At 67.3% G+C, this 17,954-nt stretch carries 15 protein-coding genes; 6 read left to right on the plus strand and 9 right to left on the minus strand.

Going from position 1 to position 17,954, the window contains the following annotated elements:
- Nucleotides 1–77: 77 nt before the first annotated feature.
- Nucleotides 78–1,322, minus strand: a complete 1,245-nt coding sequence (locus tag ACIP5Y_RS08905) for a KasA/KasB family beta-ketoacyl-ACP synthase (protein ID WP_400348887.1) — start codon at nucleotides 1,320–1,322, stop codon at nucleotides 78–80.
- 334 nt (nucleotides 1,323–1,656) lie between these two features.
- Between ACIP5Y_RS08905 and ACIP5Y_RS08910 the strand changes: the two genes are divergently transcribed.
- A complete protein-coding gene (locus ACIP5Y_RS08910) occupies nucleotides 1,657–2,652 on the plus strand; it encodes an acyl-ACP desaturase (protein ID WP_400348889.1) in 996 nt (331 codons plus the stop codon).
- Nucleotides 2,653–2,661: 9 nt separating this feature from the next.
- On the opposite strand, the gene ACIP5Y_RS08915 is transcribed toward ACIP5Y_RS08910, so the two are convergent.
- The 7 genes from ACIP5Y_RS08915 to glpK (ACIP5Y_RS08945) all read right to left on the minus strand — a co-directional run bounded on the left by ACIP5Y_RS08915 (nucleotide 2,662) and on the right by glpK (ACIP5Y_RS08945) (nucleotide 11,183).
- Nucleotides 2,662–4,059 (minus strand): MFS transporter, encoded by a 1,398-nt coding sequence (locus ACIP5Y_RS08915; protein WP_400348891.1) that lies wholly within the window; start codon nucleotides 4,057–4,059, stop codon nucleotides 2,662–2,664.
- 106 nt (nucleotides 4,060–4,165) lie between these two features.
- A complete protein-coding gene (locus ACIP5Y_RS08920; RefSeq protein ID WP_400348892.1) occupies nucleotides 4,166–4,936 on the minus strand; it encodes an ArsR/SmtB family transcription factor in 771 nt (256 codons plus the stop codon).
- Nucleotides 4,937–4,985: 49 nt separating this feature from the next.
- A complete protein-coding gene (locus ACIP5Y_RS08925) occupies nucleotides 4,986–6,233 on the minus strand; it encodes an MFS transporter (protein WP_400348893.1) in 1,248 nt (415 codons plus the stop codon).
- Nucleotides 6,234–6,412: 179 nt separating this feature from the next.
- A complete protein-coding gene (locus ACIP5Y_RS08930) occupies nucleotides 6,413–6,724 on the minus strand; it encodes a hypothetical protein (RefSeq protein WP_397011342.1) in 312 nt (103 codons plus the stop codon).
- A gap of 174 nt (nucleotides 6,725–6,898) precedes the next feature.
- A complete protein-coding gene (locus tag ACIP5Y_RS08935; protein WP_400348896.1) occupies nucleotides 6,899–7,729 on the minus strand; it encodes an MIP/aquaporin family protein in 831 nt (276 codons plus the stop codon).
- A gap of 204 nt (nucleotides 7,730–7,933) precedes the next feature.
- The gene (glpD, locus tag ACIP5Y_RS08940) at nucleotides 7,934–9,610 is read right to left on the minus strand and encodes a glycerol-3-phosphate dehydrogenase (protein ID WP_400348898.1); all 1,677 of its coding nucleotides are present in this window, start codon (nucleotides 9,608–9,610) and stop codon (nucleotides 7,934–7,936) included.
- A gap of 49 nt (nucleotides 9,611–9,659) precedes the next feature.
- The gene (gene glpK / locus ACIP5Y_RS08945) at nucleotides 9,660–11,183 is read right to left on the minus strand and encodes a glycerol kinase GlpK (RefSeq protein WP_400348899.1); all 1,524 of its coding nucleotides are present in this window, start codon (nucleotides 11,181–11,183) and stop codon (nucleotides 9,660–9,662) included.
- A 150-nt stretch (nucleotides 11,184–11,333) separates the two neighbouring features.
- Here glpK (ACIP5Y_RS08945) and ACIP5Y_RS08950 point away from each other — a divergent pair, with 150 nt between their 5' ends.
- The 5 genes from ACIP5Y_RS08950 to ACIP5Y_RS08970 all read left to right on the plus strand — a co-directional run bounded on the left by ACIP5Y_RS08950 (nucleotide 11,334) and on the right by ACIP5Y_RS08970 (nucleotide 17,325).
- Nucleotides 11,334–12,098, plus strand: a complete 765-nt coding sequence (locus ACIP5Y_RS08950; protein WP_400348900.1) for an IclR family transcriptional regulator — start codon at nucleotides 11,334–11,336, stop codon at nucleotides 12,096–12,098.
- A gap of 25 nt (nucleotides 12,099–12,123) precedes the next feature.
- Nucleotides 12,124–13,635 (plus strand): glycerol kinase GlpK, encoded by a 1,512-nt coding sequence (glpK, locus tag ACIP5Y_RS08955; protein ID WP_400348901.1) that lies wholly within the window; start codon nucleotides 12,124–12,126, stop codon nucleotides 13,633–13,635.
- An 82-nt stretch (nucleotides 13,636–13,717) separates the two neighbouring features.
- Nucleotides 13,718–14,551 carry a DUF72 domain-containing protein gene (locus ACIP5Y_RS08960; RefSeq protein ID WP_400348903.1) on the plus strand — a complete coding sequence of 278 codons (834 nt, stop codon included), beginning with the start codon at nucleotides 13,718–13,720 and terminating at the stop codon, nucleotides 14,549–14,551.
- Nucleotides 14,552–15,208: 657 nt separating this feature from the next.
- The gene (locus ACIP5Y_RS08965; protein WP_400348904.1) at nucleotides 15,209–15,814 is read left to right on the plus strand and encodes a class I SAM-dependent methyltransferase; all 606 of its coding nucleotides are present in this window, start codon (nucleotides 15,209–15,211) and stop codon (nucleotides 15,812–15,814) included.
- An 86-nt stretch (nucleotides 15,815–15,900) separates the two neighbouring features.
- Nucleotides 15,901–17,325 (plus strand): WGR domain-containing protein, encoded by a 1,425-nt coding sequence (locus ACIP5Y_RS08970; RefSeq protein WP_400348906.1) that lies wholly within the window; start codon nucleotides 15,901–15,903, stop codon nucleotides 17,323–17,325.
- 1 nt (nucleotide 17,326) lies between these two features.
- Here the strand turns inward: ACIP5Y_RS08970 and ACIP5Y_RS08975 are convergent, their stop codons facing one another.
- A complete protein-coding gene (locus tag ACIP5Y_RS08975) occupies nucleotides 17,327–17,830 on the minus strand; it encodes a PaaI family thioesterase (RefSeq protein WP_400348908.1) in 504 nt (167 codons plus the stop codon).
- Nucleotides 17,831–17,954 lie beyond the last annotated feature (124 nt).

Raw genomic sequence — 17,954 nt, forward strand, 5'->3', positions numbered from 1 at the left:
GGCCCGGAAGTTGCTGGGGCTGGGGAACTCTAACAGGTGCCGAGATCCCGCGTCACTCGGAACCAACCGGAGAGCACTCAGTAGCGGCCGAAGGCCAGGGCCACATTGTGCCCGCCGAAACCGAAGGAGTTGTTCAGGGCGTAGTCGTATCGACCGGACCGTGCCTGGCCGGCGACCACGTCAAGGTCGATTTCCGGGTCTTGATTGTCCAAATTCAGAGTGGGCGGGATGATTCCGTCCCGCACGCTGAGCACGGTGATGACCGATTCCAGCGCACCGACAGCACCGATGGAATGCCCGAGAGCGGACTTCGGCGCGTACACCGCGGCATGGTTGCCGACGGCTTGCTTGATGGCGTTCGCCTCCGCGGTATCACCGATCGGAGTGGCGGTGGCGTGTGCATTGATATGCGTGACATCGGATTTCGAAATACCCGCGTTCTCCATGGCGCGAGCCATGGCGCGGGCCGCGCCGGTGCCCTCCGGATCCGGGGCCACCAGATGGAAACCGTCCGAGGTGATACCGGCGCCCATGAGGCGCGCGTGGATGGTCGCGCCGCGCGCCTTGGCGTGCTCCTCGGTCTCGATGACCATGAGCGCGCCGGCCTCACCGAAGACGAAACCGTCACGGTCCTTGTCGAACGGGCGCGAGGCGGCCTTCGGATCGTCATTGCGGGTGCTCATGGCGCGCATCATCGAAAAGCCCGCGATGGGCAGCGCCTGAATGGATCCCTCGACACCACCGGTGACCACGATGTCGGCATCACCCATGACGATCATGCGCCAGGCGTTCGCGATCGCCTCGGAACCGGAGGAACAGGCCGAAACCGGCGTGGACACACCGGCCCTGGCACGCAGTTCGGTACCGACACACGCGGCCGGGCCGTTCGGCATGATCGACTGCACGGTGAGCGGCGAGACCTTGCGATAGCCGCCGTTGACCAGCTTGTCCCGCGCGGCCATGAGCACTTCGGCGCCGCCGAGACCGGTACCGATCGCGACGCCCAGCCGATCCCCGTCCACCTCCGGATTGCCCGCATTGCGCCAAACCTCGCGACCCAGATAGACGGCCATCTGCTCGACATAGGACCAGCGGCGGGTCTCGTCGCGGGTCATCAGGTCACGGGGGTTCACCTTGAGGTGGCCGCCGATGCGCACCGGGAGTTCGAAGTCGTCGAGGAAGCTGTCCTCGAGCACATCGATCCCGCTCTCTCCGTTGAGTAGTCCCTTCCAGGTCGAGTCGACATCACCCGCGATGGAGGTGGTCGCCGCGAGCGAGGTGACGACGACGCTGGGAAACGTACGGCGGTTGGGGGTCTGCATGTTCTTCACTCTCCGTAGCAATGCTCCGGCGAACCAGATTTCGATCCGCGTGGGCTGTCAAGGACTGGTTTGGAACTAGCGAACGGACCCGGCCATCAAAACATTGGCGGGGGATGGAGCCAATCTGCGGCGAACTGGGCTAGATTATCCGAGGCGAAGCCGACCAGTCTCCTCGAGCGACACGCGGGCATCCCCGGATCTCTTCCCGACGGCCCCTTCGCCGCGGCGGCAAGCGCCTGAAATTCCAGCATTCCACAGCCGGACAGCATCCGACAGCCTTTGATCATCACTATCTTTCCGCAGTACCGAGCCATTTCGAGGGAGGCACACGATCGTGGCCAGGAATCTGACGCAGCTCGAGTTGCTCATCGAGCTGGAGCCGATCGCCGAAGCTAATGTGAACAGGCATCTATCCATGGCCAAGGACTGGCACCCACACGACTACGTCCCGTGGGATGAAGGTCGCAACTTCGCAGCTATGGACGGCATCGACTGGGATCCAGCGCAGTCCAAGCTAAGCGAGGTCGCCAAGGCCGCCATGATCACCAATCTGCTCACTGAGGACAATCTGCCCAGCTATCACCGGGAAATCGCCGAGAACTTCTCCCAGGACGGCGCCTGGGGAACCTGGGTCGGCCGCTGGACCGCCGAGGAGAACCGGCACGGCATCGTCATCCGCGACTACCTCGTGGTCACCCGTGGTGTCGACCCGGTCGCGCTCGAAGAGGCCCGGATGATCCACATGACCAACGGATACCAACCGGCCGCTCTGATCAAGCAGCACGCGGGAACCGAGCGCGTCCCCACCGCTGCCGGATTCATGTATTCCGTCGCCTATGTGACATTTCAGGAATTAGCGACTCGCGTTTCTCATCGCAATACCGGCAAAGTTTGCAATGACCCCATAGCGGACCGCATGTTGCAGCGCATCGCCGCCGACGAGAACCTGCACATGATCTTCTACCGGAACATGTGCGGCGCCGCGCTGGACCTCTCACCCGATCAGGCCATCGGCGCCATCTACGACATCATCCGCACCTTCCAGATGCCCGGCGCCGGCATGCCCAACTTCCGCCGGCACGGGGTCCTCATGGCCAAACACGGCATCTATGACCTCCGCCAGCATCTGGAGGAAGTGATCCTGCCGGTACTGAAGAAGTGGAACATCTTCGAACGCACCGACTTCGGGCCGCGCGGCGACCAATCCCGCAATGAATTGGGCGAATTCATCGAGAAGCTCCGCAAGGACGTCGTCCGGTTCGAAGAACAGCGCGACCGCTCCCTCGCCCGCGACGCCGCTCGCGGGAAGGAACCGGTCACCATCGGCTGATCCGTGAAATCAGTGCCGCGCCGGAATAACCTCCGGCGCGGCATTTTTCGTCTCTGGATCCTTGATGTCACGCAGCCGGGCGGCGATCGGCACGGCGGCCAGGAAAGCCGCTGCGGCACACGCCAATGCGAGCCGGACGGAACCGTGCTCGAAGGTGAGCAGCGAACCCGCCACGGCCACACCCAGCGCACCACCGAATTGGCGAGCCGCATTGAAAGCCGCGCCCGCCAACCCGGCCTGCGCGGGACCGGCCGGCGACACCGTGACGGTGGTCGCGGCGGGCATGGTGAACGCCATACCGAAACCGATCAGCAGCAACGGCAGTACCAGCAATGGATAGGACGTGTGCGGGCCGATGCAGGCCAGACCGGCCAGCCCCAGCGCACCCGCCGACAACCCGCACAGCATGACCGGCCGGGCGCCGTAGCGGGCGCCGAAACGACCGCTCAGGGCGGAGGCCACGATGCCGATCGCACACTCCGGAAGCAGTGCCAGACCCGCGACCGCAGGCGAATACCCCAGCTGGCGTTGCAGATACAGGCTCACCACGAACAACTGACCGTAGAAACCGAAGTTCTGCGCCAGGCCGATCAGACTGCCGCCGCGGAAACGCGGATCCGTGCGCAATACGGCGGGAACCAGCGGACGCCCCGCCCGCCCGGCCACTCCGATCGCGATCCCACCACCGACCGCGACGACTGCCGCCACTACCAGCGACGGTACCGACAGCGGGCGCGCGCCACCCAGAATCGCGAGTGCCGTCCCACCACTCATGGCGGCCACGGTCGCGAGGTGTCCGGCCACCGGAATCGGCTGTCCGCTACCGGAAACCGCGGGCGTGGTGCGCCTGATCAGCACCCAGGTCACTACACAAACCGGCACATTGATAGCGAAAATCGCAGGCCAGCCCAGACTTTGGGCCAGCAACCCACCCACCACCGGTCCACACGTGGCGGCCACCGAACCCACCGCACCCCAGATCCCGATGGCCCGCGCCCGCTCGGCCGGATCCGGATAGGTATGCCGCACCAACGCCAGCGACGCAGGAATCAGCAGCGCCGCACCCGCGCCCTGCACCACCCGCGCGACCACCAGCACCCAAACCACCGGCGCCGCAGCACACCCGATCGAGGCCACCCCGAACAACACCAGCCCCGCCTGGAACGACCGCCGCGCGCCGAACCGATCAGCCAATCCCCCGCCGAGCATCAGCAACGCGGCCAGCGTGACGGTGTACCCGTCGACCACCCACTCCAGTCCGGTCACCGTGGTGTGCAGCCCGATCGCCATCCGATCGGTCGCGATCGCCACCACCGTCGCATCCAGAATCACGAGAAAATACCCAGCGGAAATCGCGGTCAATGCGAGCCATCCGCCGCTCCGCTCGAGTTCGAGGGTCCGTGTCATACGGCCAGCATCCGGCCGAATTACTTAGGCAGGCACCGAACTACGCCCGCACGAGCGCAGGTCTCACACACCCCGAATGGCGGAGAGAGCAGCGCGGGCTCGGGTCTCAGGCGCCGCGGGCGGTGGGGAGGGAGCGCGGGTCCGGGGCCGGGGATTCGGCGGCCGACTCGGTCGCGGCGCGATCGACGTCCGCCACGCGTTCCAGGGCGGCCCAGCCGGCGGGAGTGAAAACCACTGCGCGGTTGGGCTTTTCGCTGGTGCACCACTTCTCATCGAACATGCGTTGCAGGACCAGGGAGCCGAGGCCGCCGGCCAGATGGTAGCGGCGTTGCGACCAGTCGAGGCAGGCCCGGACCGGGGGTCTGCGGCCCGTCAGCTTGAATTGCGCCGGTTCGATGCCCAATTCGGTGAGCAGCGGGTGCGGGTTCGTGGTGGCCTGCCATTCGCCGCCGACCATGTCCAGGGCATTGCCGTCGCAGAGCGAGTCGAAGACCGCGACGCCCACCGCCCCGGCCAGGTGGTCGTAGCAGGTGCGGGCAATCTTCATGGCCCGGCTCGCGCGGGCGCCGCGCAGTGACCGCACCGGGGTGATCGGGGCGATGACGGCCAGCGATTCCAGCGCGGGCACCACATCGGGCGCAATGATCCGGTAGTAGCGGTGCCGGCCGTAGCGTTCCGCACCCAGCCAGCCCTGCGCGACCAGCTTCGCGAGATGCTCGCTCGCGGTCGCCGCGGTCACACCGGCCGCGCGGGCCAGCTCGCCTGCAGGCTGGGCGCGGCCGTCGGCCAGCACCATGAGCATGCGCGCCCGGGCCGGGTCCGCCAGCAGCCGGGCTGCGGCGGAGACATCCACATCGCCATCTTTGATCGGCTCCATGAGTCCAGTGTCCCGCGCTCATGCTTCGGTGCGAGCCGAAGTGTCCGGGCTAGACGGATTCCCGGGCCGCGGCCGGTACCTGCTCGGGCTCGGGCACGCTCTCGCGGCGTGGCAGCAGCAGCGGGGTGGCCAGCAGCAGCAGGCCTACCAGGCCGAGCGCCTCACGCACTCCGATGGCGGCGCCAATGAAACCCCAGAGGACGGTCATGAGAGCGATGCTGCTGCTGGTGGTGATGGACCAGGCGCCGAGGGTGCGGGCCATCCGATCGGCCGGTGTCTGCTGCTGGCGGTAGGTGGCGAAGATCGGGTTGAAGATGCTGCAACTGGTGATGAGGCCGAACTCGATCAGAATCACGTAGGGCAGCCCCCACGGTTTGCCGGGGACGAAGGCCAGGCCGATCGGCCAGCAGGCGCGCACCAAGCCACTGACCCACATGATCCGATGCTCACCGAACCGGGCGGCCAGCGGCCGCGCCAGCCGCGAACCGATCAGCCCGCCGATACACGGCACCCCGAACGCCAGTCCGTATTGCCAAGGGGCGAAACCGAGTTCGCGCAGGAACAACACCGCGAACAACGATCCGCCCGCCATGATGCCGCTGTTCACCAGCGCGGCATTGAAGAACAGCAACCGCAGTCGCGGATGACCGAGGATGAACCGCCAGCCCTCCCCGATCTCGGCAAGGGCATGCCGCTGACCCGAACGTGCGGGCGGCGCCGCCTCCCCGCGGCCGATCGCCGCCAGCCCGAGCGCGGAGCACACATAACTGACCGCATCCACCACGACCGTGGTAACCGGCCCGAACACACTGATCGCCGTGCCGCCCAACGGCGGCCCCAGCGCGGTGGTCGTCCACTGTGTGGCCTCGAACCGTCCATTGGCCTGCAGCAAGTCCCCCGGCCCGACCAGCGATTTCACGAAGGCTCCGCGCGCCGAGTTGTAGACCAGGTTCGCCGCCGCCATCACCATCGCAACCACCACCAGCTGCAGATAACTCAACCACCCCAGCGCGAACGCCACCGGCACCGTGGCCAGCACGCCCAGCCGCACCAGATCCGCCCCGATCATCACCGGCCGCTTCCGCCGGAACTCCACCCACGGCCCCAACGGCACCGCGATCAACGCCCCCACCAGCAACCCCGCCGCCGACAGTATCGACACCTGCACGGCCCCCGAATGCAGCACGAACACCGCGATCAACGGGAACGCATCCAGCGCCACCATCGTCCCCAGCGTGCTCACCGCATAAGCCCGCCACATCCACTCGAACTCCCGCCCCAACCGCCCCTGCCCCACGCCATCTCCCTCCGGCCGCCACTTCCGACCGCCCGATGAAACAGCCCACCCGCCGGGGAATCAAACAACCGACCCGCGGCAATTCACAACCACCGGTTGTACCGGAAGGACCGGCCGCGCACAGCAATCGGGCCCGCGTTGCCGCGGGCCCGATGTGTTCGGCGAATTCGATTGGGCGGTCAGGCCTTCCGGTCCGCCACCGCCCAGGCGGCCACCGCGACGACGCCGGAAACGACGGCGACCGAGGGCCAGGCGCCGATCTTCTTGGCCAGCGGGTGGGAGGCGCCCATGGCGCCGATCGAGAGGCCGACGAGCGCGGCCGCACCGGGGAGGCCGGCGGCCTTCTTCCAGCGCGGTACCGCCGCACCGACGCCCGCGGCGAAGACCGCGCCGCCGAGCTGCCGCTGCTTGGTCGCCTGCGCGAGCGCGAAGCCGCCGGTGAGTCCGCCGGCCGCCAGCAGCGACGTAGGTACCGAGGGAATGCGAGCCATCTGTACTACCTCCAACGCATACGAAAGCCGGGCGTCTTCGCACCGGCCCTTCGACCATAACCCTCCAGCGAGAGTGCTGGATTCAAGGGCTATGACCTGCGGCTGATGCGGATCGGCCCGGTTCCGCGACTGCGGAACCGGGCCGATCGGGAGTCCGGCGGAAGGACCCGGGGCCTACAGGAAGACCTGGGCCGCCAGTCCGGCGAGCGCGCCGCCGACGAGCGGGCCCAGCACGGGGACCCAGGCGTAACTCCAGTCGGCGTTCTTCTCGGTCGAGGACACCGGGTCACCGGGGCTCTCGTCGACGACGCGCTGCGCGCCGGCGCCCACCGTCGATTCGGCCGGAATGCGTTGCGGCAGAATGTTCGCCGCGCGGCGGGTGGGCAGCAGGGCGTAGGCGATGCGGGGGCCGAGGTCGCGGGCGGGGTTGATGGCGTAGCCTGTCGGGCCGCCGAGCGAGGCGCCGATGCCGACCACCAGCAGGGCCGCGGCCAGCGGGCCGAGGCCGCTCGGGGTGTGGCCGAAGGCCAGGATCACCAGCACCAGCACGAAAGTGGCGACCACCTCGGTGAGGAAGTTCCACGGGTAGGAGCGGATGGCCGGGCCGGTGGCGAAGATGCCGAGCTTCTTGCCCTCGTCGGGCTCCTCGTCGAAGTGCCGCTTGTAGGCGATGAATGCCGCGCACGCGCCGAGGAATGCGCCGACCAGCTGGCCGGACAGATAGGCGAGGGTATTGGCGAAGTTCACCGGAATACCGGGGGCGTAATCGTCCGCGCCGGAGAAGAGCGTTCCGATGGTGACGGCCGGGTTCAGATGGCCGCCGGTCTTGTACGCGGCGTAGACGCCCGCGAATACGCCGAGACCCCAGCCGAAGGTGATCAGCAGCCAGCCGCCGTCGAATCCCTTGGATTTGGTGAGCACCACATTGGCGACCACTCCCGCACCCAGCAGGATCAGCACACCGGTGCCTAGCGCCTCGCTGACGAATATCGAGCCGAAGTTCATTGATGTGCCTCCCGGTCGGCGTCGTTGCCACGCTGAAAGGGACTCGTGGCCTCTTTCAGCAAATCTCTAGAAACAAGCTAGAGGTAATGTCGGCAAACGCACAAGTCCGGCGCATGGATGAATTCCGGTGGCGCGCAATCGCTTATGCCGCGCCGGAGCAATTCTCCGGCGCGGCACACAGCGATATTCAGGATTTGCGGGAAATCAGCTCACTGCGACCAGCCGGGCCGCATTGGCCGCCTCGTCGTCGCGGGCCTCGTTGGCCGCGAGCTCGGCGTGCACGCGGTCGTAGTACCGGTTGATCTCCGCATTGGTGCGCTCGTCGTCCCAGCCCAGGTGCGGGGCGATCAGACGGGCGATCTCCGGCGCCGCGGTCAGGCCGCGGTCGGACACCTCGATGGAGATGCGGGTGCGGCGGGTCAGCAGGTCGTCCAGGTGCAGCGCGCCCTCATGGGTGGCGGCGTAGACGGCCTCGGCGGCGATGTAGTCGTCGGCGCCCGGAATCTGCTGTGCCAGTTCGGGAACCGCGGCGATGAGATCGAACAGCTCGTGGCTGAGCGAGCCGTAGCGGCCCAGCAGGTGCTCGACGGTCTCGATCGGCAGTCCGGCGCGCTCGGCGACCCCGGCGAGGTCGTCCAGCATGTCCTGGTAGCCGACCGCGCCCAGGATGGGCAGGTTCTCGGTCACCGACGGCGCGACATCGCTGCCCAGGCGCTCGGCCGCGGCATTGATGACGTCCTTGGCCATCACCCGGTAGGTGGTGTACTTGCCGCCCGCGATGACGAACAGGCCCGGCGCCGGCTCGGCCACCGCGTGTTCCCGCGACAGCTTGGAGGTCTCCTTCGAGGCGCCGGTCATCAGGGGCCGCAGGCCCGCGTAGGTGCCGACGATGTCGGCGCGGGTGAGCGGTTCGCGCAGCAGCGAATTGATGTGGTCGAGGATGTACTGCACGTCGGCCGCGGAGGCGGTCGGGTGGTTCTTGTCCAGCGTCCAGTCGGTATCGGTGGTGCCGACGATCCAATGCTCGGCCCACGGGATGACGAACAGGATGGACTTCTCGGTCTTCATGGCGATACCGCTGCCCAGGTCCAGGCGCTCGCGCGGAACCATGATGTGCACGCCCTTCGACATGCGGACGTGGAACGGGAAGTCGACGCCGGTCATCTTGATCATGTCGTCGGTCCACACGCCGGTCGCCGAGATCACGGTCTTGGCCCGGATGCTGTGCTCCAGACCGGTTTCCAGATCCATGACCTTCGCGCCGACGACCCGCTCGCCGTCCCGCAGCAGGCCGGTGACCTTGGTGCGGGTCAGCACGGTCGCGCCGTGCTGGGCGGCGGTGCGGGCGATCATCATGGTGTGGCGGGCGTCGTCGACCTGCGCGTCGTAGTAGCGGATGGCGCCGGTCATGGCGTCTTCCTTCAGCGCGGGAGCCAGTTCCAGCGCCTTGGCCCGGCTCAGGTGCCGGTGCATCGGCACCGAGCGGGCGCCGCCCATGGTGTCGTACAGGGCGATGCCGGCGCCGATGTAGAAGCGCTCGTAGTGCTTCTGCAGCGGGAACAGGAACGAGACCGGGTGTACCAGGTGCGGGGCCAGCTTGTTGAGCAGCAGGCCGCGTTCCTTCAAAGCCTCACGGACCAAAGCGAAGTCGAACTGCTCCAGGTAGCGCAGGCCGCCGTGGATGAGCTTGGACGAACGGCTGGAGGTACCGGCCGCGAAGTCGCGCGCCTCGACCAGGGTGACGGACAGGCCGCGCGAGGCGGCGTCGAGGGCGGCGCCGGCGCCGGTCACTCCACCACCGATGACCAGGACGTCGATCTCGGTGTCGCCGAGCGAATCAATCGCCCGGGCGCGGTAGGCGGGATCCAATTGAGCGGACACGAAATACTCCTTGCAATCGGTGTTCTGAGTCTGTTGCGGCAGCCCGGGTTCAGTCGTCATCGATATCGACCCAGTCGAGAGTGCGCGAGACGGCCTTGAGCCAGCGGCCGTAGCCCTTTTCGCGCTGCTCCTCGGTCCACGAGGGCTGCCAGCGTTTGTCCTCGTGCCAGTTGGCGACGAGTTCGTCTGTGTTGTTCCAGAATCCGACGGCCAGACCGGCCGCGTAGGCCGCGCCGAGCGCGGTGGTCTCCGGCACCATCGGGCGCGAGACCGGGACGCCGAGGAAGTCGGCCTGAATCTGCATGGCCAGTTCGTTGGCGGTGACGCCGCCGTCGACGCGCAGGGTGGCGAGCTTGACGCCGGAATCGCGCTGCATGGCCTCGACCACGTCGCGGGTCTGGTAGCAGATGGATTCCAGTGTGGCCCTGGCCAAGTGGGCATTGTTGGAGTAGCGGGACAGGCCGACGATGGCGCCGCGCGCGTCCGGCCGCCAGTACGGCGCGAACAGGCCGGAGAAGGCGGGCACGAAGTACACGCCGCCGGTATCGGAGACCTGGCGGGCCAGATTCTCGACTTGCGCCGCACCGGCGATGATTCCGAGCTGATCGCGCAGCCACTGCACGGCCGATCCGGTCACCGCGATGGAGCCTTCCAGCGCGTACGCCGGCTTCTCGTCGCCGAACTGGTAGGCGACGGTGGTCAGCAGGCCGTGCTGGGAGCGCACAATGTCTGTACCGGTATTCAGCATCAGGAAATTCCCTGTGCCGTAAGTGTTTTTGGCCTCACCCGGGCGGAAGCAGACCTGGCCGACGGTGGCGGCCTGCTGATCGCCCAGCACGCCGGCGATCTTCACCGCGCCCTTGAACGGGCCCTCCGGATTGGTGGTGCCGAAGCCCGCCGGGTTGGAGGACGGTGCGATGGCGGGCAGCATGGCGCGCGGGATACCGAACACCGCGAGCAATTCCTCGTCCCAGTCCAGGGTTTCGAGGTTCATGAGCATGGTGCGCGACGCGTTGGTGGGGTCGGTGATGTGGACACCGCCGTGCACACCGCCGGTGAGATTCCAGATCAGCCACGAGTCGGGGGTGCCGAAGAGGGCATCGCCGTGCTCGGCGGCCTCGCGCACGCCCGGGACATTGTCGAGGATCCACTTCAGCTTGCCGCCGGAGAAGTACGGTGCGGGCGGCAGTCCGGCCTTGGTGCGAATGAGGTCGGCGTGCCCGGCCTTCTCGATCTCCGAGATGATGCGGTCGCTGCGGGTGTCCTGCCAGACGATGGCGTTGTAATAGGGGCGTCCGGTGCGGCGGTTCCACACGATGGTGGTTTCGCGCTGATTGGTGACGCCGACGGCGACCAGGTCGCTCGCGGTGAGCCGGGCGCCGGCGAGGGCGCTCTTGATGACGGTGCGGCTGCGTTCCCAGATCTCATCGGGGTTGTGTTCGACCCAGCCGGCCTGCGGCATGATCTGCTCGTGTTCGAGCTGATGGCGGGCAACCACGTTGCCGCCGTGATCGAAAACCATGAAGCGGGTGCTCGTGGTGCCCTGGTCGATGGCTCCGACGTACTGCGTCATCGCGGTCCTTTCCGGATTCTCGTCATTGAGTCCGTATGCCCTGGTCGGCGCGGTGTCGGCTGCGCCCGACGTCCACGCTACGAAGAGATCACTTACTCGGACAGGCTTGCCGTTCGACAATGCCGAACGGTTTGCTGGTAGGTTACGGCTATGCCGGGCCCGATCCAGTCCATCGAGCGCGCCGCGGCGATGCTGCGGTTACTCGCGCGCGGCTCCGGGCGGATGGGCGTCGGCGAGATCGCGGCGGCACTGGGGCTCGCGAAACCCACCGCGCACGGGATTCTGCGCACCTTGCAGGGCGTCGGGTTCGTCGATCAGGATCCGGTCAGCGGCAAGTACCAACTGGGCGCGGCCATCCAGGAACTCGGGGCCGGACACCTGGATGCCAATGAATTGCGGTCACGCGCCATCAATCGCGCGGACGCCCTCGCGGCCCGCAGCGGGGAATCCGTGCGCATCGCCGCACCCGTCGACGGCGAGATCCAGGTGGTGCACCACGTCTTCCGGCCCGACAACTCCGAACAGGAACTCGCGGTGGGCGAAATACTGCCCGCCCATGCGACCGCGCTCGGCAAGGTGCTGCTCGCCTACGACGCCGAGCTGGCCGCCACCGTGCGCGCGGGCGACCTGCCCGCGCTGACGCACCGCACCATCATCGCCAAACCCGCACTGGGACGGGCACTCACCGAGGTACGGCGCGCCGGATGGGCGGGCGATATCGGCGAGTACCGTTCCGGTGAAGCGAGCATCGCCGCACCCATCCGCGCGCGGGGCGGACTGGTGGCGGGAGCCATCGCTATCACCGGGCCGATCGATCATCTCTGCGACGGACAGTTACGGTTCCGGCCCGCGCTGGTCGAGCAGGTGCGCAACGCGGCGCAGGCGGTGTCGCGGGATCTCGGTGGCGCACAATGATTTTCACGATCAGGAGAATCCCCGCATGACGCAGCGATACGTGCTGGCGATCGACCAGGGCACCACCTCCACGCGGTGCATCCTGTTCGATCAGCGCGCCCGGCTCACCGGAGTGGCGCAGCGCGAGCACAAACAGCACTATCCGCGGCCCGGCTGGATGGAACAGGACGCGCTGGAGATCTGGCGCAATGTCGAGCGCATTGTTCCCGCGGCGCTGCGGGATTCGGGCATCACCGTGGATCAGGTCGCCGCCGTCGGCATCGCCAATCAGCGCGAGACCACCGTGGTGTGGGATCGCGGCACCGGGACGCCCATCCGGCGCGCCATCGTCTGGCAGGACGTGCGCACCGAGGAGCTGGTCCGGAAGCTCGCCGAAGACCCTCGCGCGGAACGCATCCGGGAACTCTGCGGCCTGCCGCTGGCCACCTACTTCGCCGCGCCCCGGCTGCGCTGGCTGCTCGACCATGTACCCGGACTGCGCGAGCGCGCCGAACGCGGCGAGGTGCTGTTCGGCACCATGGAGACCTGGCTCATCTGGAACCTCACCGGCGGGGCCGATCACGGCGTGCACGTCACCGATGTGACCAATGCGGGCCGGACACTGCTGATGAACCTGTCCACGCTGGAGTGGGACGACGAACTGTTGCGGTTCTTCGACATTCCGAAGGCCATGCTGCCGAAGATCGAACCGTCCACCGGATCGTTCGGCACCGCGCGGCGAGTGACGCCCGGGGTGCGGATCGCCGCGGCGCTCGGGGATCAGCATGCCGCGCTGTTCGGTCAGACCTGTTTCGCGCCCGGTGAAACCGAATGCACCTATGGGACAGGCGGATTCCTGCTCAAGAACACCGGTCGTGAGCTGGTGCGATCCAAGCACGGGCTGCTCACCACCATCGGCTATCAGGTCGGACCGGATCCGGTGTATGCGCTCGAGGGGCCGATCGCCGTCACCGGCTCGCTGGTGCAGTGGCTGCGGGACAATATCGGGCTCATCTCCAGTGCGCCGGAGATCGAAACTCTCGCGGGGACAGTGGAAGACAATGGCGGGTGCTATCTCGTGCCCGCCTTCTCCGGGCTGTACGCGCCGCACTGGCGGAGTGACGCGCGCGGACTGCTCATCGGGTTGACGTCGTATATCACCAAGGGGCACATAGCCCGGGCGGTGCTGGAGGCGACGGCGTGGCAGACCCGTGATGTGGTGGAGGCCATGAATGCCGACTCCGGGCTGTACGCCGGGGCGCTGCGGGTGGCGGGCGGTATGACCTCGGACAATCTGCTCATGCAGATCATCGCGGATGTGCTCGGGATTCCGGTCATGCGCCCGATCGTGGCCGAAACCGTGTCTCTCGGTGCGGCTTACGCGGCCGGGCTGGCCGTCGGGTACTGGCCGGATCTGGAGGGGCTGCGCTCCAACTGGCGGCTGGCCGCGCAGTGGGTGCCGCGGATGGATCCGGCGTTGCGCGAGGCGGAGTACGACAACTGGCGGCGCGCAGTGGAACTCACCTTCGGGTGGCTACGACCGCGTGATCGGACATAGCGCTCCCGCCTGATTTGTCGCAAATGCGCGACTATCCGGCTGCCCGTCATGAGCCGCACGACCGGGTACTAACGTTGCTGATATGCGGCTTTACGTGGGATGCGCGATGTGGACACATCCGGAGTGGCAGGAGAAACCCCTGCCCCCGGCGGAACGTCTGCGCTCCTACGCCTCCTGGTGCAATGCGGTCGAGGGCAATACGACGTTCTACGCGACCCCGCAACGCCGGACCGTGGAATCCTGGGCGCGGCAGACCGACCCGAAGTTCCGTTTCGTAATGAAGCTGCCCCGCACCGTCACCCACGAACGCCGCCTCACCGGCATCGACGGCGAAATGGCCGCCTTCCTGGACGCCATCGAACCCCTGGGCCGCCGCCTGCACGCCCTCTGGATCCAACTCCCCGGCACCTTCACCGATCTCCCCGCCCTGGCCAACCTCCTGGACGGTCTCCCCACCCACTACCGCGCCGCCGTCGAGGTCCGCCACCCCGTCTTCTTCGAAAACCCGCGCGCCACCGCCCAACTGGAAGCCCTCCTGGAACGCGCCGGCGCCGAATGGATCCCCTTCGACACCACCACCCTCTTCGCCACCCCACCCACCAGCCCCGCCGAATACGAGGCCGGCTCCAAGAAACCCCGCCTCCCCCGCCGCACCCGAGCCCTCACGGAATACCCGATAGTCCGCTACCACGGCCGAGACGACGAAGCCGCCACCATCGCCGGCTGGCAACCCTGGGTAGACCAAACAATCACCTGGCTCCAAGAGGGCAGGTCACCGACCATCTTCATCCACACCCCCGACAACGCCACCTCCCGAACCCTGGCCCGCCGCTTCCACGACGAGGTAAGAGCCAACCTCCCAGCCCTAACCCCCCTCCCAATCCCCCTCCCCACCGACCCCCCAACCCTCTTCTAATGAGGGCCGAGTGGCACATCAGGTTCGCAAACGCCGAGAGCAGCCGTCCCTCATGTGCCACTCGGCCGCCAGCCTTGGTGGGTTAGGGCTTGGGTGACTCTTTGGTGGATTAGGTGGGGGGTGTGGGTTAGGTGGCGGGCGCTTACTCGGATCAGGGTCCAGCCTAGGGTGGGGAGGAGGGCGTAGCGGTCGATGTCCTCCGGGGCGAGTGCCGTGGCATTGCAGAGCGCGTCGAGTACCTCTACGGCTTCGGCGAATTCGAGCCGGCGACCCAGATCGAATGCCGTGCGCACGGGTGTGGTGCAGCGAAAACCGTTCGGCGGGCTTGTCGTCGAGCCACTTCGTACCGTGCAGGGGCCGCGGCCGAGAAGCCGGAGAGAATTCCGTCGCCTTTGGCCCAATGCCCCAGCGCCCGGGCTCGGCCGCGCGCGTCCAGCCGAACCCCTTTGCGCACATATACATCCGGGAAGACGCGCTCACAATCCATGCGCAACTCACGTTTGGTCAGCAGCCTCGACTGCACGGCCCAACTCCCCGGAAACGGTTCACTCGTCTCCCCCATGGGCACATTTTCTCGGAAAAATGCACTCACCCAATCGTTGTCCCCAGAAAATCTGCGTCTCCACATCTGGTGTCGGCAGCTGGCAGGATGGCGGGATGTCGGTGCCTGATTCGGAGCGGTGGAACGGGAACATTCACTATCACGGGGTGCTGGTCGAGGCGGTGGCCGGCGCGAAGAGCGTGCTCGAGGTGGGGTGCGGGGAGGGGATGCTGGCTCGGCGGCTGCGGGCGGGCGGGGCCGAAGTTACGGGGATAGATCTCGATGAGGGCGGGATCGAGCTGGCGAGGGAACAGTCGCCCGATGGGGAGATCACTTATCTGCAGGGGGACTTTCTGACTCATCCGTTCGAGCCGGAGTCGTTCGACGGGATCGTGTCCGTGGCGACGCTGCACCATATGGATGAGGCGGCGGTGCTGGCCCGGATGCGGGAGCTGCTGCGACCGGGCGGGACGGTGGCGGCGGTGGGACTGGCACGGGATACGTTGCCGGCGGCGGTGCCGTGGGCGATCGCCGCCATTGCGACCCGTACCTGGTATCGCTTCTCGCGCACGGAGTGGGGGCATCCTTCGCCGATCGTGTGGCCCCCGCCGCGCACCTATGGCCAGGTTCGGCGGATCGCCGGGAATGTGTTGCCGGGCTCCAGGTTCCGGCGGCATGCCATGTGGCGGTACTCGATCGTGTGGACCAAACCCTCCGCTTGACGGTTCTGCTCGTATCGGAGGCGGATGTCGGTGGGGGTTGGTAGTTTTCGCGGCATCACGAGTTGGGCGATGCACGGAGTTGGCGGATGAGCGGGGACGGCGTTACTTACCTGGAACTGTCGGAGGACAGTGGGTCGGCGCACAAGTTTTACGAGGTCATTGTGGCGGGGACGCAGGTGACCATTCGGTATGGACGGATCGGGGAATCGGGGCAGACGAAGGTCAGTTCCTTTGCGTCCGAGGAAAAGGCGCGGGCCGCGGCCGCGAAGAAGGTCGGGGAGAAGGTGCGCAAGGGGTATGCGCAGGCGGTGATGGGGGCGCGGGCGGCGCGGACGGTGACGCGGCGGGTCATGGTGAGTCAGCGGTCCACCGCGAAGTCGGCGCCGGTGCTGTGGCGGTTCGATTCGGGGGCGGCGGCGTTCGGGATCTTCGTGGACGAGCGGCGCTGCTGGGTGGGGAACGAGAGCGGGGATGTGTTCACGCTGACGCACGACGGGGCGGTGACGGGGCGGTTCCGGCTGCCGGACGCGGTGAAATGCATTGTGGCCGACGATTTCTGGATCTACGCCGGATGCGATGACGGGCGGGTGTACGACCTGTCGGGGAAGGTGCCGCGGGCGGCGTACGACATTGCGGCCGATGTCGATATCTACTGGCTCGATATTCACGACGGCATCCTGGGGGTGTCCGATCGGGAGGGCGGGCTCACCGTCATCGATCATGAAGAGGAATCGCTGTGGTCGCGGCGCAGCACCGGTGATTCCGGCTGGATGGTGCGCATCGACGATTCCGGTGTGTACCAAGGACATTCGACCGGTGTCACCGCCTACGAGCTGACCAGCGGCAACCAGCAGTGGCACGCGCGCACGCGCGGATCCGTCCTGTTCGGCTGGCAGGAGAACGACGCCGTCTACGCGGGCACCAGCGCCAACCAGGTGCACATGGTCGCCAAGGACGGCCGGGCCGAGCGTTCCTATCAGTGCGACGCCGCCGTATTCTCCTGCGCCACTTCACCAGACGGCCGGTACGTGTTCGCGGGCGACAACTACTCCTCGGTCTACTGCTTCGACGACACGGGGCGGCGACTGTGGAAACTCGGCACCGGCTGCGGGTCCGCGTACTCGATGCAGTATCACGACGAGAAGCTGTACCTGGTCACCACCAACGGCGTGCTCGCCTGCCTGGACGTGAGCGAAGCCGCCATCCGCGACGCCGAGCAGGGTGTGCTGCCGCAGACCGTGTCGGTCAAGGCGCCGGAGATCTCCGCCGTGCTGCCCAGCGCCACCGTCGAAGTCACCGCGGACGCCGGTGACGGCATCGTCGTCGAGTGCGTGCAGGAGAGCGGCACCCTGCGCGTGCACGTGGTCTCCCCCGGCTTCCAGCGTTCCTGGAACGTGCAGTTCCCCCGCGAGATCCGGCAGGCCGGCGCCCGATACGTGGTGGACGCGGTGGCCGAGTCCGGCCGTGGCGGGTTCTACCGGGTCCGCGGCGATATCCGCCGCCTCGGCTGAATCAGGCTCCCACGCTGGAGAGTTCGCCCGGGGTCGCGCCATTGCGCACGAAGTGCTCGGGTGAGACCTCGAGGAAAATCGCCCGGGCGGTGGCGACCACGGTGTCGCCGTCGGTGAGGACCGCATCGATGTAGAGCTTGCGGCCGCTGCGGGCGGTCAGCACGGAAGTTACTACCAGTTCTCGCTGTAGCAGCGCCGGCGATTTGAAATCCACATCCAGCTTGACAGTGACCGCCGGAAGCCGCAGCGGCATCAGCACCGAACCCGAAGCCTCGTCCAGCGCGGCCGCGACGATACCTCCGTGCGCTACACCCGGGGCACCCTGGTGGCGGCCATCCAGCGTGAATGTGCCGCGCACGGTGTCGCCCCGACGCTCGAAGGCGATGCGCGGCGAGGCCGGATTGGAGTGACCGCAGCCGAAGCAGCCGGCGTGATGCGGAGGGAGCGGCCCTTCCGCGAAGCGGTCACCCAGCGGCAAGGGTGCGGCGGCGCGATCATTCTCCATTCCAGCAAGTTAACCCAGATTCGGCGCTGGAGCGAGACCCCGGCCGACATCGGCCCGGACCGGCGGCGCGGGCGGTGCACGCCGACCGACCCGTGCGGATGCCGCCAGCCGACCACATCGCGCT

Origin of the sequence: Nocardia sp. NPDC088792 (assembly GCF_044750615.1) — a bacterium.
GTDB lineage: Bacteria > Actinomycetota > Actinomycetes > Mycobacteriales > Mycobacteriaceae > Nocardia.

Excerpts from the sequence above, each read along its gene's own strand:
- ACIP5Y_RS08965 (WP_400348904.1), top strand. The coding sequence starts at position 15,209 with ATGTCGGTGCCTGATTCGGAGCGGTGGAACGGGAACATTCACTATCAC.
- ACIP5Y_RS08920 (WP_400348892.1), bottom strand. The coding sequence starts at position 4,936 with ATGGAGCCGATCAAAGATGGCGATGTGGATGTCTCCGCCGCAGCCCGG.
- ACIP5Y_RS08970 (WP_400348906.1), top strand. The coding sequence starts at position 15,901 with ATGAGCGGGGACGGCGTTACTTACCTGGAACTGTCGGAGGACAGTGGG.
- ACIP5Y_RS08960 (WP_400348903.1), top strand. The coding sequence starts at position 13,718 with ATGCGGCTTTACGTGGGATGCGCGATGTGGACACATCCGGAGTGGCAG.
- glpK (WP_400348899.1), bottom strand. The coding sequence starts at position 11,183 with ATGACGCAGTACGTCGGAGCCATCGACCAGGGCACCACGAGCACCCGC.
- ACIP5Y_RS08930 (WP_397011342.1), bottom strand. The coding sequence starts at position 6,724 with ATGGCTCGCATTCCCTCGGTACCTACGTCGCTGCTGGCGGCCGGCGGA.
- glpK (WP_400348901.1), top strand. The coding sequence starts at position 12,124 with ATGACGCAGCGATACGTGCTGGCGATCGACCAGGGCACCACCTCCACG.
- ACIP5Y_RS08975 (WP_400348908.1), bottom strand. The coding sequence starts at position 17,830 with ATGGAGAATGATCGCGCCGCCGCACCCTTGCCGCTGGGTGACCGCTTC.
- ACIP5Y_RS08915 (WP_400348891.1), bottom strand. The coding sequence starts at position 4,059 with ATGACACGGACCCTCGAACTCGAGCGGAGCGGCGGATGGCTCGCATTG.
- ACIP5Y_RS08950 (WP_400348900.1), top strand. The coding sequence starts at position 11,334 with ATGCCGGGCCCGATCCAGTCCATCGAGCGCGCCGCGGCGATGCTGCGG.
- ACIP5Y_RS08935 (WP_400348896.1), bottom strand. The coding sequence starts at position 7,729 with ATGAACTTCGGCTCGATATTCGTCAGCGAGGCGCTAGGCACCGGTGTG.
- ACIP5Y_RS08905 (WP_400348887.1), bottom strand. The coding sequence starts at position 1,322 with ATGCAGACCCCCAACCGCCGTACGTTTCCCAGCGTCGTCGTCACCTCG.